General features: G+C 72.7%; 11 protein-coding genes. 10 read left to right on the top strand and 1 reads right to left on the bottom strand.

What is annotated here, in order from left to right; genetic code table 11:
* The first annotated feature begins 285 nt into the window (after positions 1 to 285).
* The 3 genes from ACFPM7_RS05720 (at position 286) to ACFPM7_RS05710 (ending at position 10,827) form a co-directional block, all read left to right on the top strand.
* The gene (locus ACFPM7_RS05720; RefSeq protein WP_378244569.1) at positions 286 to 5,289 is read left to right on the top strand and encodes an SDR family NAD(P)-dependent oxidoreductase; all 5,004 of its coding nucleotides are present in this window, start codon (positions 286 to 288) and stop codon (positions 5,287 to 5,289) included.
* Between the two features lie 64 nt (positions 5,290 to 5,353).
* Positions 5,354 to 9,211, top strand: a complete 3,858-nt coding sequence (locus ACFPM7_RS05715; protein WP_378244567.1) for an SDR family NAD(P)-dependent oxidoreductase — start codon at positions 5,354 to 5,356, stop codon at positions 9,209 to 9,211.
* A 14-nt stretch (positions 9,212 to 9,225) separates the two neighbouring features.
* Positions 9,226 to 10,827: a condensation domain-containing protein gene (locus tag ACFPM7_RS05710; RefSeq protein ID WP_378244565.1), complete on the top strand. Its 1,602-nt coding sequence runs from the start codon at positions 9,226 to 9,228 to the stop codon at positions 10,825 to 10,827.
* 87 nt (positions 10,828 to 10,914) lie between these two features.
* Here ACFPM7_RS05710 and ACFPM7_RS05705 read toward each other — a convergent pair whose 3' ends face one another.
* Positions 10,915 to 14,331: an NB-ARC domain-containing protein gene (locus ACFPM7_RS05705; protein WP_378244563.1), complete on the bottom strand. Its 3,417-nt coding sequence runs from the start codon at positions 14,329 to 14,331 to the stop codon at positions 10,915 to 10,917.
* Positions 14,332 to 14,712: 381 nt separating this feature from the next.
* Between ACFPM7_RS05705 and ACFPM7_RS05700 the strand changes: the two genes are divergently transcribed.
* From ACFPM7_RS05700 to ACFPM7_RS05670, 7 genes are all read left to right on the top strand, one after another.
* Positions 14,713 to 15,735: a peptidase gene (locus ACFPM7_RS05700; protein ID WP_378244561.1), complete on the top strand. Its 1,023-nt coding sequence runs from the start codon at positions 14,713 to 14,715 to the stop codon at positions 15,733 to 15,735.
* 261 nt (positions 15,736 to 15,996) lie between these two features.
* A complete protein-coding gene (locus tag ACFPM7_RS05695) occupies positions 15,997 to 18,534 on the top strand; it encodes a hypothetical protein (protein WP_378244559.1) in 2,538 nt (845 codons plus the stop codon).
* Complete coding sequence (locus ACFPM7_RS05690; RefSeq protein ID WP_378244557.1) at positions 18,531 to 19,394, top strand: ABC transporter substrate-binding protein; 864 nt, start codon at positions 18,531 to 18,533, stop codon at positions 19,392 to 19,394. The genes ACFPM7_RS05695 and ACFPM7_RS05690 overlap by 4 nt, the downstream gene beginning before the upstream one ends.
* The gene (locus tag ACFPM7_RS05685; protein WP_378244555.1) at positions 19,391 to 20,332 is read left to right on the top strand and encodes an LPXTG cell wall anchor domain-containing protein; all 942 of its coding nucleotides are present in this window, start codon (positions 19,391 to 19,393) and stop codon (positions 20,330 to 20,332) included. The genes ACFPM7_RS05690 and ACFPM7_RS05685 overlap by 4 nt, the downstream gene beginning before the upstream one ends.
* Positions 20,333 to 21,574 carry a CbiQ family ECF transporter T component gene (locus tag ACFPM7_RS05680; RefSeq protein ID WP_378244553.1) on the top strand — a complete coding sequence of 414 codons (1,242 nt, stop codon included), beginning with the start codon at positions 20,333 to 20,335 and terminating at the stop codon, positions 21,572 to 21,574.
* Positions 21,567 to 23,177, top strand: coding sequence for an ABC transporter ATP-binding protein (locus tag ACFPM7_RS05675; RefSeq protein ID WP_378244551.1), 1,611 nt, complete (start codon positions 21,567 to 21,569; stop codon positions 23,175 to 23,177). The genes ACFPM7_RS05680 and ACFPM7_RS05675 overlap by 8 nt, the downstream gene beginning before the upstream one ends.
* Before the next feature lie 26 nt (positions 23,178 to 23,203).
* Entirely contained in the window at positions 23,204 to 24,055 is an 852-nt protein-coding gene (locus tag ACFPM7_RS05670) for an ECF transporter S component (protein WP_378245025.1), read from the top strand.
* The last annotated feature ends 268 nt before the right edge of the window (positions 24,056 to 24,323 follow it).

Raw genomic sequence — 24,323 nt, 5'->3', positions numbered from 1 at the left:
GGGCGCGGGACTTGGACAGGGACATGGTTGCCTCCGAGGTTGTCGCGATGAGTTTCCGTCCTCCTGGTGGAGTCCGGGGCCCGATGGGCACAAACCAAAGCTAGCACCGGAATCCGCGATCTCAAGTGCTCGCGCCCCGTTCCCGGGTGCAGCAACTGACCGGCCGCATGCTGCCTTCGCCCGCCGTTGACGCGAGGCGCGCGTCCGCACGACCCTGAAACCCAGCCATCGGCCTGCGTCGGTACGGACTGGGTCCAAACCTGTCAGATGTAGAGGGTGCCATCCATGCTGGTAAACGACGATCCATACACCAGGTACGCCACCATTCTGAAGGAGTACCTACCGCTGGCGGAGTCCGAGCGGCTGCAACCTTCGGAGAGCCTCAACGACCTCGGTCTCGACTCCCTGAACACCGTCTCCCTGCTGTTGCGCCTGGAGGAGGAGTTCGACATCAGCCTCCCCGACGAGATGCTGACCGCGGAGACGTTCGCCACCGTCGGCTCACTGTGGAGCGTCGTCTCCGAGCACCTCGCCTGCGACGACGGTCCCGCCGACCCGAGCCGCTACGACCTCACCGACGACGACCGCGCGATCGCGGTCATCGGCATGGCGGGCCGCTTCCCCGGCGCCGCCGACGTCGCCGAGCTGGCCCGCAACATCCTCGGCGGGGTGCACTCGCTGACCCACATCACCGACGAGGAGCTGCTGGAGTCCGGGATCAGCCCGGACCTGGTCGCCGACCCGAACTACGTCAAGTCCCGGCCCATCCTGGACGACATCAAGGGCTTCGACGCGGAGTTCTTCGGCTACAACCCGCGGGAGGCCAAGCTGGCCGACCCGCAGCAGCGGCTGTTCCTGGAGTGCGCGTGGACGGCGCTGGAGCAGGCCGGGTACGCCACGCCCGAGGCCCGTGGCCGGGTCGGCGTCTTCGGCGGCGGCAACCTGAGCACCTACGCCTACGACCGCTTCCCGATGGGCGTGGACTCGATGGAGATCACCCCGTTCGAGCTGATCGTCGGCAACGACAAGGACGCCCTGTCGACCATCATCTCCTACAAGCTGAACCTGACCGGGCCGAGCGTCTCGGTGCAGACGTTCTGCTCGACCTCCGGTTCCGCGCTGCACCTGGCCGTGCAGAGCCTGCGGCGCGGCGAGTGCGAGATGGCGCTGGCGGGCGGGGTGTGCATCCGCGTCCCCGACCACATCGGCTACCTGTACCAGCAGGGCGGCCAGGAGTCCCCGGACGGCTTCCTGCGCACCTTCGACGCCGACTCCCAGGGCGGGGTCTTCGGCGACGCGTCGGCGATCCTGGTCCTCAAGCCGCTCAAAGCGGCGGTGGCCGACCGCGACACCGTGCTCGCGGTGATCCGCGGCACCGCGATGACCAACGACGGCTCGATGAAGTTCAGCTACACCGCGCCGAGCGTGATCGGCCAGGGCGACGCCGTCGCGGGCGCCCTCGCCGACGCCGACGTCGACCCCGCGGACGTGACCTACGTCGAGGCCCACGGCACCGCGACCGAACTCGGCGACCCGATCGAGGTCGCCGGGCTGACCCGCGGCTACGGCGAGGTCGGGAAGAAGCAGTACTGCGCCATCGGCTCGGTCAAGACCAACGTCGGGCACCTGGACCGCGCCGCGGGCGTCACCGGCCTGATCAAGATCATCGAGTCGCTGCGCGCCGAGCGCATCCCGGCGCTGCTGCACTACAAGAGCCCCAACCCGGAGATCGACTTCGCGAACAGCCCGTTCTACCCCGCCGCCACCGACATCCCGTGGCCCCGCCGCGCGGGCAGGCCGCGCCTGGCGGGCCTGAACTCCCTCGGCGTCGGCGGCACCAACATCCACGTCGTCGTGCAGGAGCCCCTGCTCCCCGCCGAGCGCGGGGACGGCGCGCGCCGCTGGCAGTTCCTGCCGGTGTCCGGGCGCACCGAGGCCGCCGCGCAGCAGTACGCGGGCAGGCTCGCCGAGCACCTGGCCGAGAACCCCGGCGCCGACCTCGGCGACACCGCCTTCACCCTGCAGGCGGGCCGCCAGGTGTTCACCCACCGCAGGGTGGCCATCGTGGACTCGGTCACCGGCGCCGCCGCGGCGTTCGCCGACACCACCGGGGCCAAGGGCAAGCTGCTCGGCCGCGCCGACACCGCCAACGGACGCTCCGCCGCGTTCCTCATCGCCGGCGTCGGCGAGCACTACGAGGGCATGGTCGCCGAACTCTACGAGCAGGAGCCCGCCTTCCGGGCCCACCTGGACGAGTGCCACCGCATCCTGTCCGAGGACAGCAGCGTGGACGTGCGCACCCCGCTGACCACCGCGGGCGAGCGCGACGCCGCGGGCGACCTCGCCCGGCTGATGGGCCGCGCCGGCAGCGGCGGCGACCGGCCGATGAACCGCACCGAGATCGCCCAGCCCGCGGTGTTCGCCGCTGAGTACGCCCTGGCCAGGACCCTCATCGACTGGGGCGTGGCGCCCACGCTGCTGGTCGGCTACAGCGTCGGCGAGTACGTCGCGGCCTGCCTGGCCGGGGTGCTCTCGCTGGAGGACGCGCTGCGCCTGGTCGCCCACCGCGCCCGGCTGATCGCCGAGCAGCCCGGCGGCGCGATGCTGGCCGTCGGCCTCAGCGAGGACGCCCTGCGCACCCGGGTGCCCGACCTGCACGAGCGCGGCCTCGACGTGGCCACCCTCAACGGCGCCCAGCTGGTCGTGGCGGGCGCGCCGGAGGCGGTGACCGCGCTGGCGGAGCTGCTGCGCGGCGAGCGGGTGGCCTGCCGGGAGCTGGAGACCACGCACGCCTTCCACTCGCGGATGCTGCACCCGGTCGCCGAGCCGCTGACCGCGTGGATCACCGAGAACATCACCCTCAACGCCCCGGCGATCCCCTACATCTCCAACCTGACCGGCGAGATCGCCACCGCCGAGCTGGTCACCGACCCCGGCTACTGGGCCGAGCACATGTGCGGCACGGTCCGCTTCACCGACTGCCTGACCACCGTGCTGGAGGCGGGCGAACTCGCCTTCATCGAGATCGGGCCGGGCAAGTCCCTCGGCGCGATGCTGCGCACCCACCCCGGGTGCGGCGTCGAGCGCTGGCCGCTGATCGTGTCCACGCTGCCGGGCGCCGCCGACGCCGTGCCCGCAGGCCAGACCCTGACGACCGCGCTGGCCAAGCTGTGGCTGGCCGGGGTCGCGCTGGACTGGAACGCCTACCACGCCATCGGCGACTGGACGCCCGGCCGGGTGCACCTGCCCACCTACCCGTTCCAGCGCAAGGAGCACTGGTACGAGTCGGGCCGCCCCAAGCAGAAGGCGGTCGGCGGCAGGTCCGCGGCCGCCGAGCACGGCAGCCTCGCCGAGCAGCTCGACACCCTGCCGAGGATGGCCGAGGAGCGCTGGCTGCACCTGCCGGTGTGGCGCCAGACCGCGCCCAGGGCCGCCCGCGGCGGCGAGCCCGCGCACTGGCTGATCTACACCGACCCCGGCAGCATGGCCGAGGCCGACGCCGTGGCCACCCGGCTGGCCGAGGCGGGCCACCGCACCACCTTCGCGCTGCTGGGCACCGAGTTCGCCGCCACCGCCGATGGCTACCGGCTGCGGCCGGGCAGCGCCGAGGACACCCAGGCGATGCTCGGCGCGCTGCGCGCCGAGCAGGCCGTGCCGACCCGGGTCGTGCACCTGTGGACGGCCGACACCGGCGACGCCGCCGCTGCGGAGGTCGTGCGGCGCGGCCTGCACACCCTGGTCGCGCTGGCCAGGACGATGCAGGAGATCGGCGCGGAGGCCTGGACCCTCGACGTGGTCACCACCGGCGTGCACCGCCTCGCCGACGAGGAGCCCGTCCACCCCGACCGCGCCACCGTCGTCGGCCCGTGCCGGATGATCCCGGTGGAGTACGCCACCGCCACCTCCCGACTGCTCGACTTCCCGGCGCACCAGCCGATCCCGGTCGACGACCTGGTCGAGGAACTGCTGGCGGTCCCGACCGACCGCATCGTCGCCCTGCGCGCGGGCCGCCGCTTCGTGCCGACCTACGACACCATCGTGGACACCCCGCCCACCGACGAGCAGGTGCCCATCCGCGACGGCGGCGTCTACCTGGTGACCGGCGGCCTCGGCGGCATCGGCATGGCGATGGCCGAGCGCCTCGCCCGCCACCACCGCGCCCGCCTCGTCCTCTTCGGACGGACCCCGGTCCCGGCGCGCGAGCAGTGGGACGCGGTGCTGGCCGCCCCCACCACGCCGGAGGAGGTCCGCAGGCGGCTGGAGGGCCTGCGCGCGATCGAGGCCGCGGGCGGGCAGGTCGAGCTGGTCGCCGGCGACGTCTCCGAGGTCGCCGACGTCCGCCGGGCCGTGCACGCCGCGATCGCCCGCTTCGGCGAGCTGAACGGCGTCCTGCACGCCGCGGGCGTCCCGGGCGTCGGCCTGATGCAGTTCAAGAGCAACGCCGACATGGACCGCGTGCTGGCCCCGAAGGTGGCGGGCACGCTGGCCCTGGCCGAGGCGCTGTCCGACGCTCAGTCCGATGTGGACCTGGACTTCCTGGTGCTGTTCTCCTCGATCGCCTCGGCGACCGGCGCGCTGGGCCAGACCGACTACTGCGCGGCCAACGTCTTCCTCGACGGCTTCGCCCAGACCGACGCGCTGCCGGGCACCCGGGTGGTCTCGATCGGCTGGGGCGAGTGGACGTGGAACGGCTGGACCGCGGGGCTGGCGGGCTACGAGCCCGCGCTGCGCGAGTTCCTGCAGAAGCACCGCGAGTACATCGGCATCTCCTTTGACGAGGGCTGGCGGGCGCTGCGCCGGGTCCTGGCGGGCAGGCACCCGCACGTGGTGGTCAACACCCAGGACTTCGCCGCGGTGGTCGACAACAGCGCCGACTACACCATGGCCAACATCCAGGCGGCCGCCCAGTCGGCCAAGGGCGCCGACCGCGGCCCGCGCCCGGAGCTGTCCACCCAGTTCGTCGCGCCGCAGACGCAGGCCGAGCGGACCATCGCCGACATCTGGTCGGAGGCGCTGGGCCTGGAGAAGGTCGGCACCCAGGACAACTTCTTCGAGCTGGGCGGGACGTCGCTGCTCGGCGTGGGGATCATGGACAGCATCCGCCGGGCGCTCAAGCTCGACGAGCTGCCCGCCCACGTGCTCTACCAGGCGCCCACTGTCGGCGGCCTGGCCGCCGTGGTGACCGGCACGGCCGCCGACACCGCCGACGACGCCGCCGAGCGGGCCGACCGCCAGCGCGCGGGCCGGGCCCGCCGCCGCGAGCTGCAGCGCAGCGGCAGGCAGTCATGACCCAGACAGGACCACTTTCCCGTGGCGTCCGCGTTCGGCGCCACCGAGACTGCGAGGCGGCGTTGTGAGCGAGACGAACTACGACGCCGCGGTGGCGGTGGTCGGCATGTCCGGCCGGTTCCCCGGCGCCGCGGACGTGGAGGGGCTGTGGGCGAACCTGCTCGCGGGCACCCCGGGCCTGCGCCCGCTGACCGAGGACGAGCTGACCGCGGCCGGGATCGACCCGGCGCTGCTGGCCAACCCGAACTACGTGCGCTACGGCGCGCCGGTCGCCGACATCGACCTGTTCGACGCGGGCGTGTTCGGCTTCAGCAGGCGCGAGGCCGAGACGATGGACCCGCAGCACCGGCTGTTCCTGGAGTGCTCGTGGGAGACCATCGAGGCCGCGGGCTACGTGCCGACCGAGGTGCCCGGCAAGGTCGGGGTGTACGCGGGCAGCGGCTTCCCGGACTACATGTTCAACATCGCCGACCGGCTCAGCTCCGAGCCCGGCGGGCAGCTGCTGCTGGCCATGGGCAACGAGCGCGACTCGCTGGCCTCGATGCTCAGCTACAAGCTGGACCTGCGCGGCCCGGCGGTCACGGTGCAGTCGTTCTGCTCGACGTCGCTGGTGGCCGCGCACATGGCGGTGCAGAGCCTGCTCAACTTCGAGTGCGACATGGCCGTGGCGGGCGGCGCCTACCTCGCGCTGCCCCAGCACCAGGGCTACCTGTACGAGGAAGGCTCGATCACCACCCCGGACGGTCGCATCCGCAGCTTCGACGCCGCCGCGCGCGGCACGGTGCTGGGCAACGGCGTGGCGGTGGTCGCGCTGAAGCGGATGACCGACGCGCTGGCCGACGGCGACCCGATCCACGCGGTGATCCTGGGCTCGGCGGTCAACAACGACGGCCGCGCCTGCGCGGGCTACACCGCGCCCGGCGTCGACGGGCAGGCCGAGGTGGTCGAGCTGGCGCTCGGCGTGGCCGACGTCAAGTCCGAGACGGTCGGCTACCTGGAGTGCCACATGACCGGCACCCAGCTCGGCGACCCGATCGAGCTGGCCGCGCTGAGCCGCGTCTACCAGCGCCCGCCCGCGGTGCCGACGGTGCTGAGCACGCTCAAGCCCAGCATCGGCCACCTCGACCGGGCCTCCGGCGTGGCCGGGCTCATCCGGGCGTCGATGGCGCTGCGGGAGAAGACGCTGCCGGGCACCCCGAACTTCGAGACGCCGAACGCGGCGCTGGCCGCGGCCAAGGACCGCTTCCGCGTGCTCACCGAGGCGCAGCCGTGGCCGCAGGCCCAGCACCCGCGCCGCGCGGGGGTCAGCTCGTTCGGCTTCGGCGGCACCAACGCGCACGTCGTGCTGGAGGAGCCGCCCGAGCGTCCGAAGGGCGCCCCCCGGCCCGGTCCGCACCTGCTGGTGCTCTCCGCCCGCGACCTCGACGCCCTGTACGCCGCGATCGGGCGGCTGCGCGCGCACCTGGTCGAGCACCCCGAACTCGACCTGGCCGACGTCGCCCACACGCTCCAGCAGTCGCGCACCGGGTTCCTGCTGCGCTGGGCCGTGGTGTGCCGCGACCAGACCGACGCGCTCGACGCCCTGGACGACCAGAGCCGCTGGCTCATCGGCGAGGCGCCGCGCCCGGACGGTCCGGTCGCGCTGCGGGTCTGCCCACCCGGGGCCGAGTCCCGGTGGGGCGAGGTCGTCGAGGCGCTGGGCAGGCTGGTCCCGCAGGGCGACCAGGCCCCGGGCCGGGCCCAGTCCGACGTGCACGACGGCTACACCGCGGCGCGCGAGACCGCCGACGCGCTGACCCGGCTGGGCGTGCGGGTCTCGGAGATCGTGGCCGACCCCGGCGCCGAGGCGCTGGCCGACCGGCTGCGCGCGGACTTCGGCACGGCGGGCTCCGGCGAGGACGGCAGGGCGGTGGAGTTCGTGCTGGAGCCCTTCGAGGACGAGCCGGTCGAGCAGTGGCTGCTCGCCGCGCTCGCCCTGCTGTGGCAGGGCGGGACCCGGCTCGACTTCGCCGCGCTGCACCGCGGCGGCACGCCGCTGCGGGTGCCGCTGCCGACCTACCCGTTCCAGCGCAAGCGCTACTGGGTGGAGCGGCCGAAGACCGCGGCCGCCGCGCCCGCCGACACCGGGCGCACGGCGGACGTGGGCCGCTGGACGCACCTGGCGTCGTGGCGGCAGCGCCACGTCCCGCTCGGCGACCTCGCCGAGAAGGCGCGTGCGGCCGGGCCGTGGCTGGTGTTCACCGCGGACCCGACGGGCGAGCAGGTCGTCGAGCTGCTCGGCGGCTACGGCGCCGACGTGACCGCGGTCCGGCCGGGCCCGGAGTTCGCCGAGGTCGACGGCGGTTTCACCGTCCGCCCGGACAGCCGCGAGGACATGGCCGCGCTGATGGGCGCGCAGGTGTTCGCGCCGCGCACCGTGGTGCACGGCTTCGCGCTCGCCCCGCTGGGCGGGGGGAACGTCCCCGCCGGGAGTGACCAGATCACCCGGTTCGACGCCGCCCAGGACGCGGGGCTGCACTCGGTGCTGGCCCTGGCGGCGGCACTCGACGCCGCGGGCGGCAGCGAGCCGGTCGACCTGGTGCTGCTGACCGCGGGCGCGGTCGAGGTGGCAGGCGGTGACCTGCGCTGCCCCGAGCACGCCGGGCTCACCGGCCTCGCCCCGGTGCTCGCCCAGGAGAACCCGGTGCTGACGTGCAGGCACGTCGATGTCGACGGCGACGCCAGGGCCGTCGTGGCCGAGGCGGTCACCGAGCACGCCGGTCCGGTGGCCTGGCGTGGGGCGCGGCGCTGGCTGCGCTCCTACGAGCCGCAGCCGCTGCCCGCCGCCGAGCCGGAGAGCAGCCCGATCGAGCCGGGCTCGACGGTCCTGGTCACCGGCGGCCTCGGCAACGTCGGCCTGCTGCTGTCGCGGCACCTGGCCAGGACCCGGGGCTGCAACCTGGTCCTGACGACCCGCTCCCCGCTGCCCCCGAGGGCGGAGTGGACGGACTTCGTCGCCGCGGCCGGGCCCGACGACAAGACCGCCCGGTACGTGCGGCGGGTGCTGGAGCTGGAGGCCGAGGGCATCGAGGTGCTCGCGGTGTCGGCGGACGTGGCCGACGGCACGGCGATGGCGGAGGTCGTCGCCGCCGCACGCGCCCGCTTCGGCGCGGTGGACGCGATCGTGCACGCCGCCGGTGTGCAGGACGGCCGCTTCTTCGGCGTGGCGCACGAACTCGACCGCTCGGTGAGCGAGGCGCACCTGCGGGCGAAGGTGCACGGCTTCCACCACCTGCAGCGCCTGCTGCCGAACGTCAGCGGCCCGCGGATCACGCTGTCGTCGCTGTCGGCGGTCCTCGGCGGCCTGACCTACGGCCCGTACGCGGCGAGCAACGCCGCGCTCGACGCCTACGCGCTCGTCGCCCGCGACCAGGGCGGCGGCGACTGGATCTCGGTGGACTGGGACGCCTGGCAGAACCCGGAGTCGACCGAGCCGGTCGCCGGGTTCGAGATGGGCCCGGCCGAGGGCGTGGAGGTGTTCGAGCGGGCCATGGCCGCGGCGGGTGAGCTGGGCAGACTGGTGATCTCCACCGGCTGCGTGGCCGCCCGGCACGAGCAGTGGGTGGTGCGCTCGGGCGCCGCGGACTCCACAGAGGACGACGACCGGCCGGTGGAGGAGCGTCCCACCCTCGCCCAGCCCTACGTCGAGCCGGGAACCCCGCTGGAGGCCACCCTGGCCGGGCTCTGGGCGGCCGTGCTGCGCCTGGACCGCGTCGGGGTGGAGGACGACTTCTACCAGCTGGGCGGGGACTCGATCGTCTCGATCGACCTCATCTCCCGCATCCGCAAGGCCCTGCGCGTGGCGGTCCCGGTCACCGCGCTGCTGGAGGACGCCACCGTCCGCAAGCTGGCGGCCCGCATCAGCGCGCTGACGGACGCCTGAGGAAGGAAAGCACCATGGCTGCGCACCGCACCGCACCGCTGACCTGGGGTCAGCGCAACATCTGGCTGGACCACCAGCAGCTCCCGCCGTCGGCACGGCACGAGCTGAACTTCTCCGTCGACTACACCCCGCCGGAGGGCTCGACCGCGCAGAACCTGCGCCGGGCGCTGGACGCGCTGGTCCGCCGATACGAGTCGCTGCGCAGCACCTACGGGTGGGTGCCGGGCCAGGGGGCCGTCCAACGCGTCGAACCCCCCGGCCCGGTCCCGGTCCTCGTCCACGAGACCACCGAGCACCCCGGCGTCCCCGCGTCGGAGGTGCTGGCCAAGGCGGGCAGCGAACCCTTCGACCTCGACGCCCGCGGCCCCATCCGCGCCACCGTGATCACCACTGACGGGGTCCCCACGCTCATGGTGTTCGTCGGCCACCACATCGCGGTGGACGACTGGAGCCTGGAGCGCATGCGCGCCGAGTACGCCGAACTCCACGGCGACCTCCTCGCCCGCCGCCCGGTCCGGCTGTCCCCCGTCCGCCACCACCCGGTCGACCTGGCCGCCTACGAGGCCTCCCCCGCGGGCCGCGCCGCGGCCGACCGGGCGGCCGACTACTGGTCGCGAACGCTCGCCGAGGCCCCGTCGGACCTGTGGTCGGCGCGCCGCGTCCCGGCGGGCGGCCCCGCCCACAGCGTCACCGCCTCCTCCACCGCCGTCTTGGCCGCCGCCCGCGAACTGGCCTCCCGCCACCAGGTCTGGCCCTCCCTGGTCCACACCGCCGCCTTCACCGCCGTCGCGGCGGCCTGCACCGGCGCCGCCGGGGTGCCGTTCCTGGCCTACGCCAGCAACCGCGACCTCCCCCTGCACGCGGACCTGATGAGCTGCCTGTTCCTGCCGGTCGTCGTCCACACCGACTGCTCGGACACCCCCGCCTTCGACGAGATCGTCCGCCGCACGGCCAAGTCCTGCGGCGAGGCCATGGACCACTCCCACGCCGAGTACGACCGGGTCCTGGAACTCACCGCCCTGGAGTCGGCGGGCCGCGCCACCCCGCTGCGCCTCGCGACCGCCGTCAACTACCTGCAGTACCCGGACAAGACCCGCGGCGGCACCCGCTCCACCCTGACCCACAACGCCGCCCCCACCGGCTGGGCGGCCCTGGAAGACGACTTCTACCTGCGCATCGGCGAGTGGTCGGACTGCACAGTGACCACGCTGTACGCCTCCGGCGACATCATGACCCCCGAGACGGCCGAACGCTTCCTGCGCGCCATGGAGTCCCTGCTCGTCACGGCAGCGGCCACCGACGCGCCCCTGCCGCTCTCCGAGATCGCCGATATGGCCGCCTTCCCCCCGCCGCCTCTCTCCCCCGCCGTGGCCCCACCGCCCCCCGACCCCCCCGACCTCCAAGCCGTCTCCGCCTTGGCCACAGCGGTGGCGTCCGCCAACAACCTCGCTGACGTGGACCTCGCCCAGCCCTACGTCACCACGGGTGGCCGCATCCTCGCTATCCCCCACGTCCGCGCCCTCCTCGCCGACACGGGCTGGACCGCCCCCTCCCTGCGCACCTTCACCACACCGGCCCCCCTCAGCTCCCTCGCGGCACTGCTCACCAGGACCTGAACGGGCCAGGGCAAGGTAGGCTCATCCGGTGCCTGTTCCTGAGCTGATCATGTGCTGGTGTAGCGAACCCGCTCTGACGCTCGAAGTTCAGATATGCCCGCCTGGCTCGTAGAGAAACCAGAACGTGCCGCGCACACCGACGACCACAAGCTGTACGTCGGTGACCCAGGTACAGGCGTTGAGTTCGCCGTCCAGTTTGAACTCGGCAAGTGTCGTACCGCTGACACTGTCGTGTACCCGGAGCACCCTGTCGTCGAATACGGCCGCGATTAGCGAACTGTCGGGCGACCAGGCTACGTCGGTCGCGGCGTCGGCCCAGACGGGGTCGGCGAACGGCGGGCCCACTGTCCACGACTCGGCTGACACACGCCGCGCGCCTTCCTCGTCCCTGACCAGAATGCTGCGGCCATCCGGCGAGACCGACAGTTCGGTCTCGCCCCTCACCGAAGCGATCGGCGCGATCGACTCCGTCGGGTGGATGATGTGAATCGAGCGGCCGCAATGCACAGCCACCCACTCGCCAGACGGCGACACCGCAACCGTGAACTCCGCAGATTGCCGCTTGCGCACCAGCGCGGAGAGACGCGGCACACGCACCCGTCCGACCCTGGGACGAATTCCGGACTCCCGAACCGTGAAGCACTGGGGTTCGTCCCAGGTCGACATGTCCCAGATCGCCAGATCACCATCTGGGTCTCGAGAGCACACAACCGCTGCGGCTGCGGCGACTCCGACGACATCGATGTCGAAGGCATCCGAGCTCACCCGGGGTGCGTGCCACCCACCCGGCTGGTACAAGTGGAGCCCGCGCAAACAGGGAATCAAGAGCCGATTCCCGTCGAATTGCCGCAGGGAATCAAAGTACCCGTCATCCAAGTTCAGTCTTGCCACCTCGTCACCGGCCGCAGGGGCATGAATGGCCACTGAGTTCTCGGCTCCGATGGCCACCCATGTTCCGTCGGTGGCGGACGCACAGTACTCGGCCGGCGCGTTGAGAGCCGACTGCGAAGCCGAAGCGGCGAGGCTCGCGGAGTTCCACAGACGGACGGTGTCATCGTCGCTTCCCGACGCCAGCGCATCACCGTGGGGCGAAGTCGCAAGACATTCCACGGCACCACCGTGCGCCGCTATCGAACCGACGGACTTCCATGTGCAAGTGTCCCAGAAGGCGATGATCCCGGTGTCGAAACCGACAGCGAGCATCACCCCATCAGGGGTGAACTCAGCGACATTCATGTTGCCGTCACCACGGAGAACGATCGGCGGCACCCGAAGGTTCGCGATATCCCAGATCTCGACCCCGCTGGAGGTTATCACCGCTACCACAGCCAGGTCAGGACCAACAGCCAATTCGCGGGCGAAACTGCGACGACGGAGCGAGGAGCTAACTAGACCAGTATCGATGCTCCATACCTGAATACTGTCCACATTCGCAACCAAGACGCGTTGATGGTCAAGGAAGTGACACTGCCTTATCCTACTTCGGCTGGCGAAACTCCGAACGACTCTTCCCGATTCCAGGTCCACGACCAGTAGCCGTGTGCCTGCAGCGATCACAAGCCTGCGTCCATCTCCAGAGAGGGTGCAGGCGTCCGGTGCGACCTCCAGATCAATCGCGCCGCGAACCTGCCAGGTCGCCGTCTCGACCATGACGATCACGCCTTTGCTGGTCATCACCGCCAGCAACGCACCATCGCGCGACAGCATCATCGGACGGGTGATCCTGCGGTGCGGGCCGAGGTCGACCAGACGCAGCAGACGTCCAGTGTCCGGGGCCCACACCCGCAGCCCGTCGATGGCCGCTGAGGCGAGCCAACTACCGTCCGGGGAGTAGACGACGTCGTCGACTCCGTACTCGTGCCCGGCGAGGACGCGGCTCAACGCGGGGTCGGGGGCGTCGGGGAGCGGCCGCCAGGGAACCAGGCGGGGCAAGTCGTCCACGGCGTCCAGTGCCGCGTCGCGCAGAGCTGTGAAAGCAGGGGTGTCGGGCAATCGGTGGGCCAAGGCGTTGATGACCGAGTGGTCGATGTCGCCGGAGATCAGCAGATGGCCGAACTGGTCGAAGTAGCGGGCCAGCTCAACTGCCTCGGGAGTGGAGAGGAAGGCCAAGTCCTCGGCGACGGCGACCGGGCCGAAGCCACGGAGCCTGCCGATGATCCAGTCCGGGCTGGTGACGAGGCCCCCCAGCTCCTCGTGACGGCCCGCCCCGTCGAGGTGGTAGGCGAGGAAGCGCCACAGGTACGTCGAAGAGGTCCGCGGCATGGTCCACCAAGGGCCGGGGAGGTCGGCTTCCGCGGTGGCCAGAAGACCGTCGTGCAGCAGGGCCAGGCGGTTCGGCCCGCATTCGTGTCGCAGATAGGTCCGGATCACGTCGTGCAGGCGGACTCGGTCGCCTTCGCGGGTGATGAGCGACAGCTCGGCCAGCTCCCGAACCAGGTCGGCGCTCGATTCGGCGGTGAAGTCCGCCGACGAGCGCCAGAGTGCAGCGACGATGTCGACCGGGATCTCGGTATCCTCCGGGAAGATCGCCATGTCAAGCGCCCGCTCCCGGCGATCCCCGAGAACTCCGAGTGAGGACTCAAGGGTGGCGGCGACGGTGCGGTCACGGCCTGCGGCATCGGTGACGTCCAGCGCCGTGGGACCGATCGCGGCGAGGCGCAGTAGGAGCCGATCCGCGGCCTCAACAACGTCGCCTCCATCCCGGGCAGTGCGGCGGAGGGCCGAGTTGGCCAGGCGCAGGGCGAGCGGCCAGCGGCCGGTGCGTTCCAGCAGCGCAAGGCTGACCCTGTCGGGCAGTCCGGGCAGTCCGGTCCCCAGGAGTTCCCTGGACTCAGCCGGGTTCATCTGGTCGACCCGGATCGTCGCCGTTTCGGGGGTGGCGGGCAGCAGGTCCGGGATACGGGTGGTGATCAGCAGAGTGCAGTGTCGACCGGCGATCAGGAACGGGCGGAGCTGTTCAGCGGTCCACACATCGTCAACGATCACCAAGGTCGCGCCGGCCCCGGCGAGCAGTTCACCCAGGCGCATGCCTGCCTGCTCCGGACTGGTCAAGCCAGAGGGCCGGTCACTCACCCGTTCGATCACATCATTTACTGTGTCGGCGAGGGCAGCACCCCTGACCTCCTGGCCCACGGTGACCCAGTACCGCGATGCGAACCGGCGCAGCACATCCGGATGCTCCATGACCTGTGCGGCGAGAGTGGTCTTGCCGAACCCGCCGGCTCCAGCCAGCCCGGTGGTGATGCCCACTGTGCGCTTTCCCCTGGTCAACGCGCGGACGACCTCGTCGGTGAGTTCGGGTCGCGCGACGAAACCGCCAGCCACCGGGACCGCGATCGATGGTCGCCTGCGCTCTGACCGCGGCGTCCGCCAGACTTCCAAGCCCACCCACACCGCCGCCAGGCACGCCAGCACCGCGAAGACCAGCCAACTCCAGTCCGATGTCAGCAGGTTGACCACGACGGCAACCCCGATACTCACCACGGTCACCCCGACCGCAGCCACCCGCTGTCTCCGCAACGCTCAACTCCCATGATCGCCAGCCTCAGAGGCAGGGTAGTCGCGAGGATGGCGAGGCGGGACTGGCGATCCACCAATCGAGTTCGCAGACCTCGGACGCCACCCTGAACGTGCCGATGGCGATGCCACGTCCATATGGTCGATTGACGGGACTGCGAGACTGGCCGCGACAACCGAATACCGCCCTGTGACGGGGGAAGTCCGGTGTGAATCCGGCGCTGACCCGCAACGGTGTGCCTCCGCCCGACGGCGGAGCCGAGCCCGATCACCCGCGCTGGGCGGCGCATCCCATCCCCCGTCGTGGCTCGCGGGGTCGGCGGCCGGGCCGGTGGCCCGCCCCGGGTTCGCGTGCCCGGGAAGGTCTACATGAGACTCCGCTCCCTCGCCACCGCCGTCGCCACGCTGAGTGCCGTGGTCGCACTCGCGCCGACGGCCTCGGCGGCCCCCACCTACCGCCCGGCCGACGCCGCGGCGGGCTGGCTGGCGCGCCAGATGGCCGACGGCGACCACTTCGAGGTCGACTTCGGCGGCACGCTGTACCCGGACGCCGGGCTCACCATCGACGCGATCCTCGCCTTCGCCTCGGCCAAGACCGCGAACGGCCACGGGGCCGCGGCGCTCACCTGGCTGGCCCAGCCCGCCACCCTCAACGGTTACATCGGCTCCGGCGGCGAGGCCTACGCGGGCGCCACCGCGAAGGCCGCCCTCGCCGCGCAGGTGCGCGGGGCGAACCCGGCTTCCTTCGGCGGCGTCGACCTGATCGCGCGGCTGAACACGCTGCTCACCCCGTCGGGCCGCTTCTCCGACCAGTCCGCCTTCGGCGACTACAGCAACGCCTTCACCCAGTCGCTGGCGGTCATCGTCCTGGACCGCACCGCGGCGGGCGCGCCCGCGTCCGCGGTCGACTTCACCGCGAACGCGCAGTGCCCGGACGGCGGCTACCCGATCAGCTACGGCGTCACCCCGTGCGCCAGCGACACCGACGCCACGGCCATGGTCGCCCAGGCGCTGATCGCCACCGGGCGCCACACCGACGCCAACGAGGCGCTGAACTGGCTGAGGTCCAAGCAGCAGAGCGGCGGCGGCCTCGCCTTCGGCGACGGCTCGGGCGCGCCGAACACCAACACCACCGGTCTGGCAGGGCAGGCCTTCCGCGCGGGCGGCAAGCTGGTTCCCGCGACGAAGGCCGGCCTGTACGTGCTGTCCCTGCGCGTCACCTGCGCCGGAGCGGCCGACCAGCGCGGCGCCATCGCCTACGACGCGACCGGCTTCGACCAGTCCACCGCCCCGAGGGCGACAGCCCAGGCGATCCTCGGGCTGCCGGGCACGCCGCTGGCCACGCTCACCTCCGCGGGATCGTCCGCCGACGCGGACACCCTGGCCTGCTGAGATCAGCGTTACGCGACCGGCGGTACCAGTCGGCGTCAACTCGGTGTTAATGTCCACCCGTTTGCAGGACGTCAACTGAACAACGGCATTACCGCCTGTGATGGAGAAGCCGGTCAAACTCCGGCACTGTCGCGCAACCGTAGGTCACCCTGGTGACGAGTCGGGTCTACCACACAGGCGGGCTGTCCAACCGCTGTCGCGATCACACGGGTGGGCCCAGCCACCCGGCGGGCACTCCCCTCGCAGTTAGGGACGAGGAAGATGGAGCGCCCGATCCGGGGCGCGGCCCGCCGGCTGGCCGCGTCGACCGTCGTGCTCGTGGCCGCCGCACTGGCCGCCACGGGACTGGCGGGCACTGCATCCGCCGCACCCGACCGCACGGCAGCCAAGGCCAACTCGCACTGGTTGGCCGGTCAGCTCAGCGCCGACGGCACCCTGGAGAACCCGCTGGGCGCGGCGCTGCCCGACCACGGCCTGATGATCGACGTCCTCTACGCGATGCACGCGTCGGGCAACGCCCGGCTGGCGGCCCCGATCGTCGACTACCTCGACGATCGGGGCCACGCCAGCGACTACTTCACCTGGGACGGCCTCGTCCCGGACATGGGCTACGACGCGATCATCGTCGGCGGCGCGGCGGCCAAGATCCTGGTCGCCGCCCAGGTCTCCGGCCGCGACCCGCGCAACTTCGACGGCTACGACATGGTCGAAGAGGTCACGCTCGCGATCAAGCGGTCCGGACCGGACCGGGGCCGGGTCAGCAACTACTCCAAGAACCCCGACTTCGCCGACTTCGTCAGCAACGACGCCAACATGTTCGGCCAGTCGCTGGCCGTCATCGGGCTCGCCGCGGCGGGCGCGAACGACCAGCTCGCCATCGACACGCTGCTCACCCAGCAGTGCTCGGAAGGCTACTTCCGCATCTTCTTCGGCTACATCCCGACCGAGGAGACCGGCGACCACGTCACCCCCAACGGGTACAAGGTGTCCACCTGCGACGAAGGCATGCCGTTCGACCAGTCCGCGCCGGACGGCGACGCCACCGGGTTCGCCCTCTCGGCGATGCTCGCCGCCCGGGCGGCGGGTGCCTCCGGTCTGGACGCTCCCATCGCCAGGACCGTGGCGTGGCTGGAAACCAACCAGGACAACGGAGGCGGCTGGGGCGGCGGCGTCAACACCGAGGCCCCGAACACCAACAGCACCGGACTCATCGTGCAGGCGCTCGCCCAGGCGGGGGGTTCGGACGCGGCCATCGGGCGCGGCGTGGAGTACCTGCGCTCGGCGCAGGCCGGTTCCGCCGACGCCGACACCGGCCTGACCGGCGACATCGGCGCGATCGCCTACAACCCGCAGCAGTACCGCGACGCCAAGGGCACCGGCATCTCCGGTGTCGACACCTGGATCAGAGCGAGCGCGCAAGCCTCCCTCGGGCTCTCCCAGGTGGGCTTCTACGACCTGGCCCTGGGCCGCGTCCCCGGCGGCGGCGAGGAACCGACCACTCCGCCCACCACCTCGCCCACCACCACGAAGCCGACGAAGAAGCCGACGCCGACCACCACACCGGCCCGGGAGCAGCCGACGACCTCCACCACCCGGCCCAGCCGCAGCCCCCGCGCCGGGGCGCCCGCGCCGCGGCCCGGTCTGCCCACGACACTGGTGCCGCCCACGACCGCGCCGCCCCCGCCGCCGCCCGCGGCCACCCCGGCGGCCAGGCACGCCGCGCACCTCGCCGGGCAGCTCATCGGCGGCGACCACATCGAGGTCACGCAGAACGGCGAGACCTTCGTCGACTACGACGCGACCGCCGATCTGGCGCTGGCCCTGCGCACCCTCGGCGAGCAGCCGGAAGCCGCCGGCCGCGCGACCGACTTCCTGCTGGACCCCGCCTCGGTCAAGGCCTACGCGCACGGCGCGCCCTACGAGAAGGCCGACGCCGCCTACGCCGAACCGCTGGCCAAGCTCATCGTCCTCGCCCGGTTCCACCGCGCGGGCGACTCGGTCCTCACGCCGCTGCGGGACGCGCTCGCCGCCCTGCGCGCCCCGGACGGCCGCTTCACCGACACCGGCGAGTTCGCCGACTCCGGCGGCACGGTCCGCGCGCACGCCTGGGCGTCCCTGGCGACCATCGCCGACCCGACCTCCGACGGCGCGGCCGAGCCGGTCGCCGCGCTCATCGCCGCCCAGTGCGCCGACGGCGGCTTCCCGGCGAAGCTCGGCGCGGGCGAGTGCGCCGAGAGCGACCCGGCGGCGACCGCCGTCGCGGTCCTGGCGCTCAACGCCGTCCCGGCGAACACCCCGCCCCGCGCGCCGGGAGCGGGAGCACCCGCCGGGTGGTCGGCCGAGCGCGCCCCCGCCCTCGCCCGCGCCGCCACCGCCCTCGACGCCCTGCCCGGCGCGGACGGCCTGGTGCGCGGTCCCGACGGCAAGCCCGACGTGGCGCTCAGCGCCGCGGTCGCGGGCGCCCGCAACGCCACCGGCCGCGACGTCGGGACGACGAAGCAGGCGTTCACCGGGCTGATGGCCCCGGACGGCTCGGTCACCGGGGTGCCCGCGGAATCCGCCCGCGCCGCGGCGGCGGGTGTCGCGGGACGGTCCTGGCTCTCGGCTCCCGGCGCGCCGGTGTTCCCGGCCATGGGCGTTTCGACGGCCATTGTGGATGGTTCAGGCGCCGCCCCGTCGAGCGCGACCGCCAAGCCGTGGGCGCCCTTCGCCTGCACCGGCATCGGTCTCCTCACCGCGGCCGTCCTCTTCTTCTTGCTGCGCAACACCTTCCGAAACCCCAAGGCGGTCTCCCGATGAGAAAGACCCTCTCGTTCCTGTCCGGCGCGGCGCTGGCGGCAGGCCTGCTCACCAGCGCCGCCTCGCCCGCCGGGGCGATCGATCCCACCAAGGGCTACAACGGGATCTGCACCGGAGCCGACGCGCTCAGCGGTGTCACGGTCGTCATCGACTTCCAGGAGCTGGACGGCAACGGCGGCACCGCCGCGCCGACGATCACCCGCTGCTCCCCCAACCCCGTGCCCGGCTCGCACCGCACCGGCATCAAGGCGCTGCAGGACGCGGGCATCTCGGTGGCCGGCGTGGCCCAGTGGGGCCTCGGCTTCGTGTGCCGCCTGGAGGGCAGGCCGTCGTCGACGGAGAACATCCCGCGCACCGGCAACCCCACCTACAAGGAAGCGTGCGTCATGACGCCGCCCGCCCAGGCGTACTGGGGCTACTGGCACGCCACCGGCGCGGGCTCGACCTGGACCTACAGCAGCTACGGGGCGCTCAACCGCAACGTCGTCCCCGGCGGGTTCGAGGGCTGGTCGTACTCCCTGAACCGCACCGCCGGCACCAACCCGGCGCCCGGTGTCACGCCGACCAACCCGGCCGTCGGCCCCACCAACCCCACCGTCGGCCTCTCGGTCAACGACCTGGACCGCAAGATCACCCTCGGCCAGACCACGTCGCTGACCTGGACGTCGGGCAATGCGACCGGCGTCGCCGCGCACGCCGTCTCGCCCGCGACCGGCGGCGGGTCGTGGACGGGCGCCAAGACCATGCCGGGCGGCACCCAGAACATCACCCCGACCGCCAAGGGCACCTACACGTACACCATCAGGGCCACCGGGACCGGGGGAACCGTGTACGCGATCGCCACGCTGACGGTGCAATGAGGCTGACCAGGACGCTGGTCCCGCTGGCGGTCACCCTCGTGGTGGCCGCCGGCGGCGCGTCTCCAGCCGCCGCCGTCGACCACTCCAAGGGGCATCCGGGCTTCTGCAAGAACGCCACCGGTGTCACCGTCGTCATCGACTTCCAGCAGCTGGGCGGCACCACCATCGTCCGCTGCAACCCGCGCTCCACCCGAGGGACCGGGCTGGACGCGCTGAAGGGCGCGGGCTTGCAGATCGCCGGCGTCCAGCGGTGGGGCGAGGCGTTCATCTGCCGCATCGAGAACCGGCCCTCCGCCGTCGAGGTCATCCCGGTGGAAGGCAAGGGCGACTACCGCGAGCACTGCGTCGACACCCCGCCCGCGGGCGGCTACTGGTCCTACTGGCACTCGGGGAACAACTGCGCGTGGGACTACTCGCAGTGGGGGGTCAAGAACCGCGACTTCGTCCCGGGCGGCTTCGAGGGATGGTCGTTCTCCCTCAACGCCACCGCCGACTCCAACCCGGTCCCGAGGATCGCGCCCGTGCGCCCGGGGACCGAGGGCGGGCCGTGCGTGACCCGCCCGGAGGCCAAGCCCGAGACCGACGACCCGAACGAGCAGGCCCCCGTGGCGCCGCCGCCGGCCCCGGTGCCCACCGAGGCCACCGAACCCGGCCAGGAGCCCGAGCCGGGCGGCGCGCAGGACCCCGGCGACCCGCCGACGACCACATCGCCGGGTCAGAAGCCGAGTGCCGCGCTTCCCCCGCCCAAGCCCCGGCCGCGCGCGGACCCCGCCGACAACGTCGCCTTCACCGGCGGCGAGTCGATGCGGGACGTGAACGAGGTCATCAAGGAGCAGTCCGGCGCCAGCGACGTGGCCCCGTGGATCGCCGCGGCGGGCGTGCTCGCCCTGCTCGGCGGGGCCGTCGTGGTCTCGCGCAGACGCAAGCGGGAGTCCTGAGTGGCCATCGGCCCGCTCGCCACCTACTTCCTGCCCCGCGACCTGCACCCCGGCGCGTGGTGGGTGTGGGCGCTGGGTCTGGCCGTCGCGGCGAGCCGCACCACCAACCCCTGGCTGCTGCTGGCGATCATCGCGGTGGCCTGCTACGTCGTGGTGGCCCGGCGCACCGACGCCCCCTGGGCGCTGGCGTTCCGGATGTACCTCGTGCTGGGCGGGCTGATCGTCGCGCTGCGGGTGTTCTTCCGGATCGTCTTCGGCGGCGCCGAGGGCTCCACGATCGTCCTGCGGCTGCCGGAGATCCCGCTGCCGGAGTGGGCGGCGGGCATCCGCCTCTTCGGCGACGTCTCCGCCGAGTCGGTGCTGGGCGGCTTCTACGACGGCCTGCGCCTGGCCACCATGGTGATCTGCCTCGGCGCGGCCAACGCGCTGGCCAATCCCAAGCGGCTGCTCAAAGCGCTGCCACCGGCCCTCTACGAGGTGGGCACCGCCGTGGTGGTGGCGCTGTCGGTGTTCCCGCAGCTGGCCGAGAGCGTGCTGCGCGTACGCCGCGCCCGCAGGCTGCGCGGCGGCGCACGCGACGCGGGCCGGGGCAGGCGCAGGCGGGTGCGGGCGCTGCGGGCGGTCATCATCCCCGTCCTGGTCGACGCGCTCGACCGCTCGCTGATGCTGGCCGCGTCGATGGACTCCCGCGGCTACGGCCGGGCGGGCAAGGTCGAGGCGCGGGCCCGCCTGGTCACCGGCACCCTGATGATCGTCGGGCTGATCGGGGTGTGCGTGGGGATCTACGCGACCCTGGACGGCACCACACCGCGCTTCCTGGCCGGGCCGGTGCTCATCGCGGGCCTGGTGGTCGCGCTCATCGGGTTCCGCAGCGCGGGGCGGCGCGTGCTGCGCAGCCGCTACCGGCCGGACCGGTGGCTGCCCGCCGAGCTGGTGGTGGCGGGCTGCGGTGTCGCGGTCGCCGTCGTCATGTTCACGACGTCGAGTGTGGACCCGACCAACCTCAACCCGTCCTTGATCACGCTGAGCTGGCCGCTGCTGTCGTGGGGGCCGCTGGTGGGAGTGGCGCTGGGGGTGCTGCCCGCGGTGCTGTCGCCGCCGCCGCAGACCTCGACCGACCCGATCGGCACAGACCAGATCGACACAGACCTGACCGGCACCAGTCCGACCGGCACCAGTCCGACCGGCACCGCCGCGACGGGCAAGGCAGACACAGTGGAAGGCGTGGCCGCGCGTGATTGAGCTGGACGGCGTCTCGTTCTGGTACCGGGGCCGCCCTGACCCGGTGTTCGCCGACGTGTCGCTGAGCATCGGCGAGGGCGAGCTGGTGCTCTTCGCCGGGCGCACCGGAGCCGGGAAGTCGACCCTGCTCGGCACGGTGAACGGCCTGGTGCCGCACTTCACCGGCGGGCACCTGGAAGGCGCGGTGTCGGTGGCCGGGCAGCGCACCGACGAGCACCCGCCGCGCGAGTTCGCCCACCTCGTCGGGGTGGTCGGCCAGGACCCGCTCGCCGGGTTCGTCACCGACACCGTCGAGGAGGAGCTGGCCTACGGCATGGAGCAGCTCGGCCTCGCCCCCCAGGTGATGCGCAGGCGGGTCGAGGAGACCCTGGACCTGCTCGGCATCGCCGAGCTGCGCCGCCGCCCGCTGCGCACGCTCTCCGGCGGCCAGCAGCAGCGCGTCGCCATCGGCTCGGTGCTCACCACCCACCCGAAGGTGCTGGTCCTGGACGAGCCGACCTCGGCGCTGGACCCGACCGCCGCCGAGGACGTCCTGGCGACCCTCGCCCGCCTCGTGCACGACCTGGGCACCACGGTGCTCATGGCCGAGCACCGCATGGAGCGGGTCGTGCCGTTCGTCGACCGCGTCGTCCACGTGCCCGGTGACGGCGGCGTCGTGGACGGCGCGCCCGCCGCCGTGCTGCGGACGATGCCGATCGCACCGCCGATCGTGCAGCTCGGCAAGCTCGCCGGGTGGGACCCGCTGCCGCTGTCGGTGCGCGACGCCCGCAGGCTCGCGGGCCCGCTGCGCGCGGACCTGCCCGCGCCCGCCCAGCCCGAGGCGCACGCGGGCGCGGAGGTCCTGACCGCCTCCGGTGTCGTGGTGACCTACGGCCAGACGGTCGCGGTGCGCGCGGTCGACCTGCGGCTGCGGGCGGGCGAGGTGCTGGCGATGATGGGCCGCAACGGCTCCGGCAAGTCCTCGCTGCTGTGGGCGGTGCAGGGCTCCGGCCCCCGCCGCTCGGGGCGGGTCCGGGTGGCGGGTGTCGATCCGAAGGAGCTCCCGGCCGCCGAGGCCCGCGCGGTGGTCGGCCTGGTCCCGCAGACCGCGAGCGACCTGCTGTACCTGGAGACCGTCGGCGCCGAGTGCGCCGCCGCCGACGCCGAGTCCGCGGCCGACCCCGGCCGCTGCCGGGCGCTGCTGGACCGCATCGCGCCCGGGATCGCCGCGGGCAAGCACCCGCGCGACCTGTCCGAGGGGCAGCGCCTCGCCCTGGTGCTGGCGATCCAGCTGACCGCGGCCCCCCGCGTGATGCTGCTCGACGAACCCACCCGCGGCCTCGACTACACCGCCAAGGCCGCCCTGTCGGGCGTCCTGCGCGACCTCGCCCGCGACGGCCACGCGATCGTCGTGGCCACCCACGACGTCGAGTTCGTCGCCACCACCGCCGACCGCGCCATCGTCATGGCCGAGGGCGAGATCGTCACCGACGGCCCCGCCCGCGAGGTGCTCGGCTCCTCACCGGCCTTCGCCACCCAGGTCGCCAAGATCCTCGGCGAACCGTGGACGACGGTCGCCGAGGTGGCCGCCGCGGTCGACGCGTCCGCCGGGAGGGTCCGGTGACCAGTTCTCCCGTGACGAAAGACCCGATGGCCAGGGCCCTGGACTGGGACCACCTCGACCGCGCCGTCCGCGTCGGCGGGCGCTCCGCCGTGGTGCTGGCGCTGACCTCGGTCGCCGGCCTGATGATGTTCGTCTGGCCGCTGCTGGTCCGCGTCGAACCGCAGTCCATGCAGCACGGCCCGGACGCGCCGTTCGTGTTCATGGGCATCCTGCCGCTGCTCATCGCCATCGTCCTGGCCGAGCTGTCCGAGGGCGGCATGGACTCCAAGGCGCTGGCGATGCTCGGCGTGCTCTCGGCCGTCAACGCCGCCCTGCGCCCCCTCGGCGCGGGCACGGCGGGCATCGAGACCGTGTTCTTCATGCTGGTCATCGCCGGTCGGGTGTTCGGGCCCGGCTTCGGTTTCGTGCTCGGGTGCACCTCGCTGTTCGCCTCGGCCCTGCTGACCGCCGGAGTCGGCCCCTGGCTGCCGTTCCAGATGCTGTGCTCGGCGTGGATCGGCATGGGCGCGGGCCTGCTCCCCCGCCGGGTCACCGGCAAGGCCGAGATCGCGATGCTCGTGCTGTACGGGGTCGTCGTCGCCTATGTGTTCGGGTTCCTGATGAACCTGTGGTTCTGGCCGTTCATCACCGACGCCGAGGTCCCGTACCACGACGGCCACATCTCCTACGTCCCCGGCGCACCCGTGCTGGAGAACCTGCACCGCTTCACCGTCTTCACCCTGCTGACCTCCACGGCGGGCTGGGACACCGGCCGCGCGATCACCAACACCGTCGCGATCCTCGTCCTCGGCCCCGCGATCCTGGCGACGCTGCGCAGGGCCACCCGCAAGGCCTCCTTCGGCAGGCTCCCGACCTTCTCCCGGACCCCCGAGCCGTGACCGCGCCGGGTCGGCTCGGGGGCGGCCACCGGAGGAGCGGTCAGTGGAAGCGCGCCTTGCGCTTCTCCACGAACGCCGCCATGCCCTCCTTCCGCCCGGCGGTGGCGAAGGCCGGGTGGAACACCTGAACCCCGCCGTCATGGCCGAGCCGTCAACAGGGTCTACGAGACCTCGCTGGCCGAGGGGGTGCTGTTCGAGCGGTGGGTCGGTGTAGGCGGCCCGCCCGGCGCGACGTCCCGCTCCGGGCAGCCACAGCGCTGTTCCGGCA

It is taken from the genome of Actinokineospora guangxiensis (genome assembly GCF_042657845.1).
Classification (GTDB): Bacteria; Actinomycetota; Actinomycetes; order Mycobacteriales; family Pseudonocardiaceae; genus Actinokineospora; species Actinokineospora guangxiensis.
This window is presented reverse-complemented; position numbering and strand designations above follow the sequence as displayed.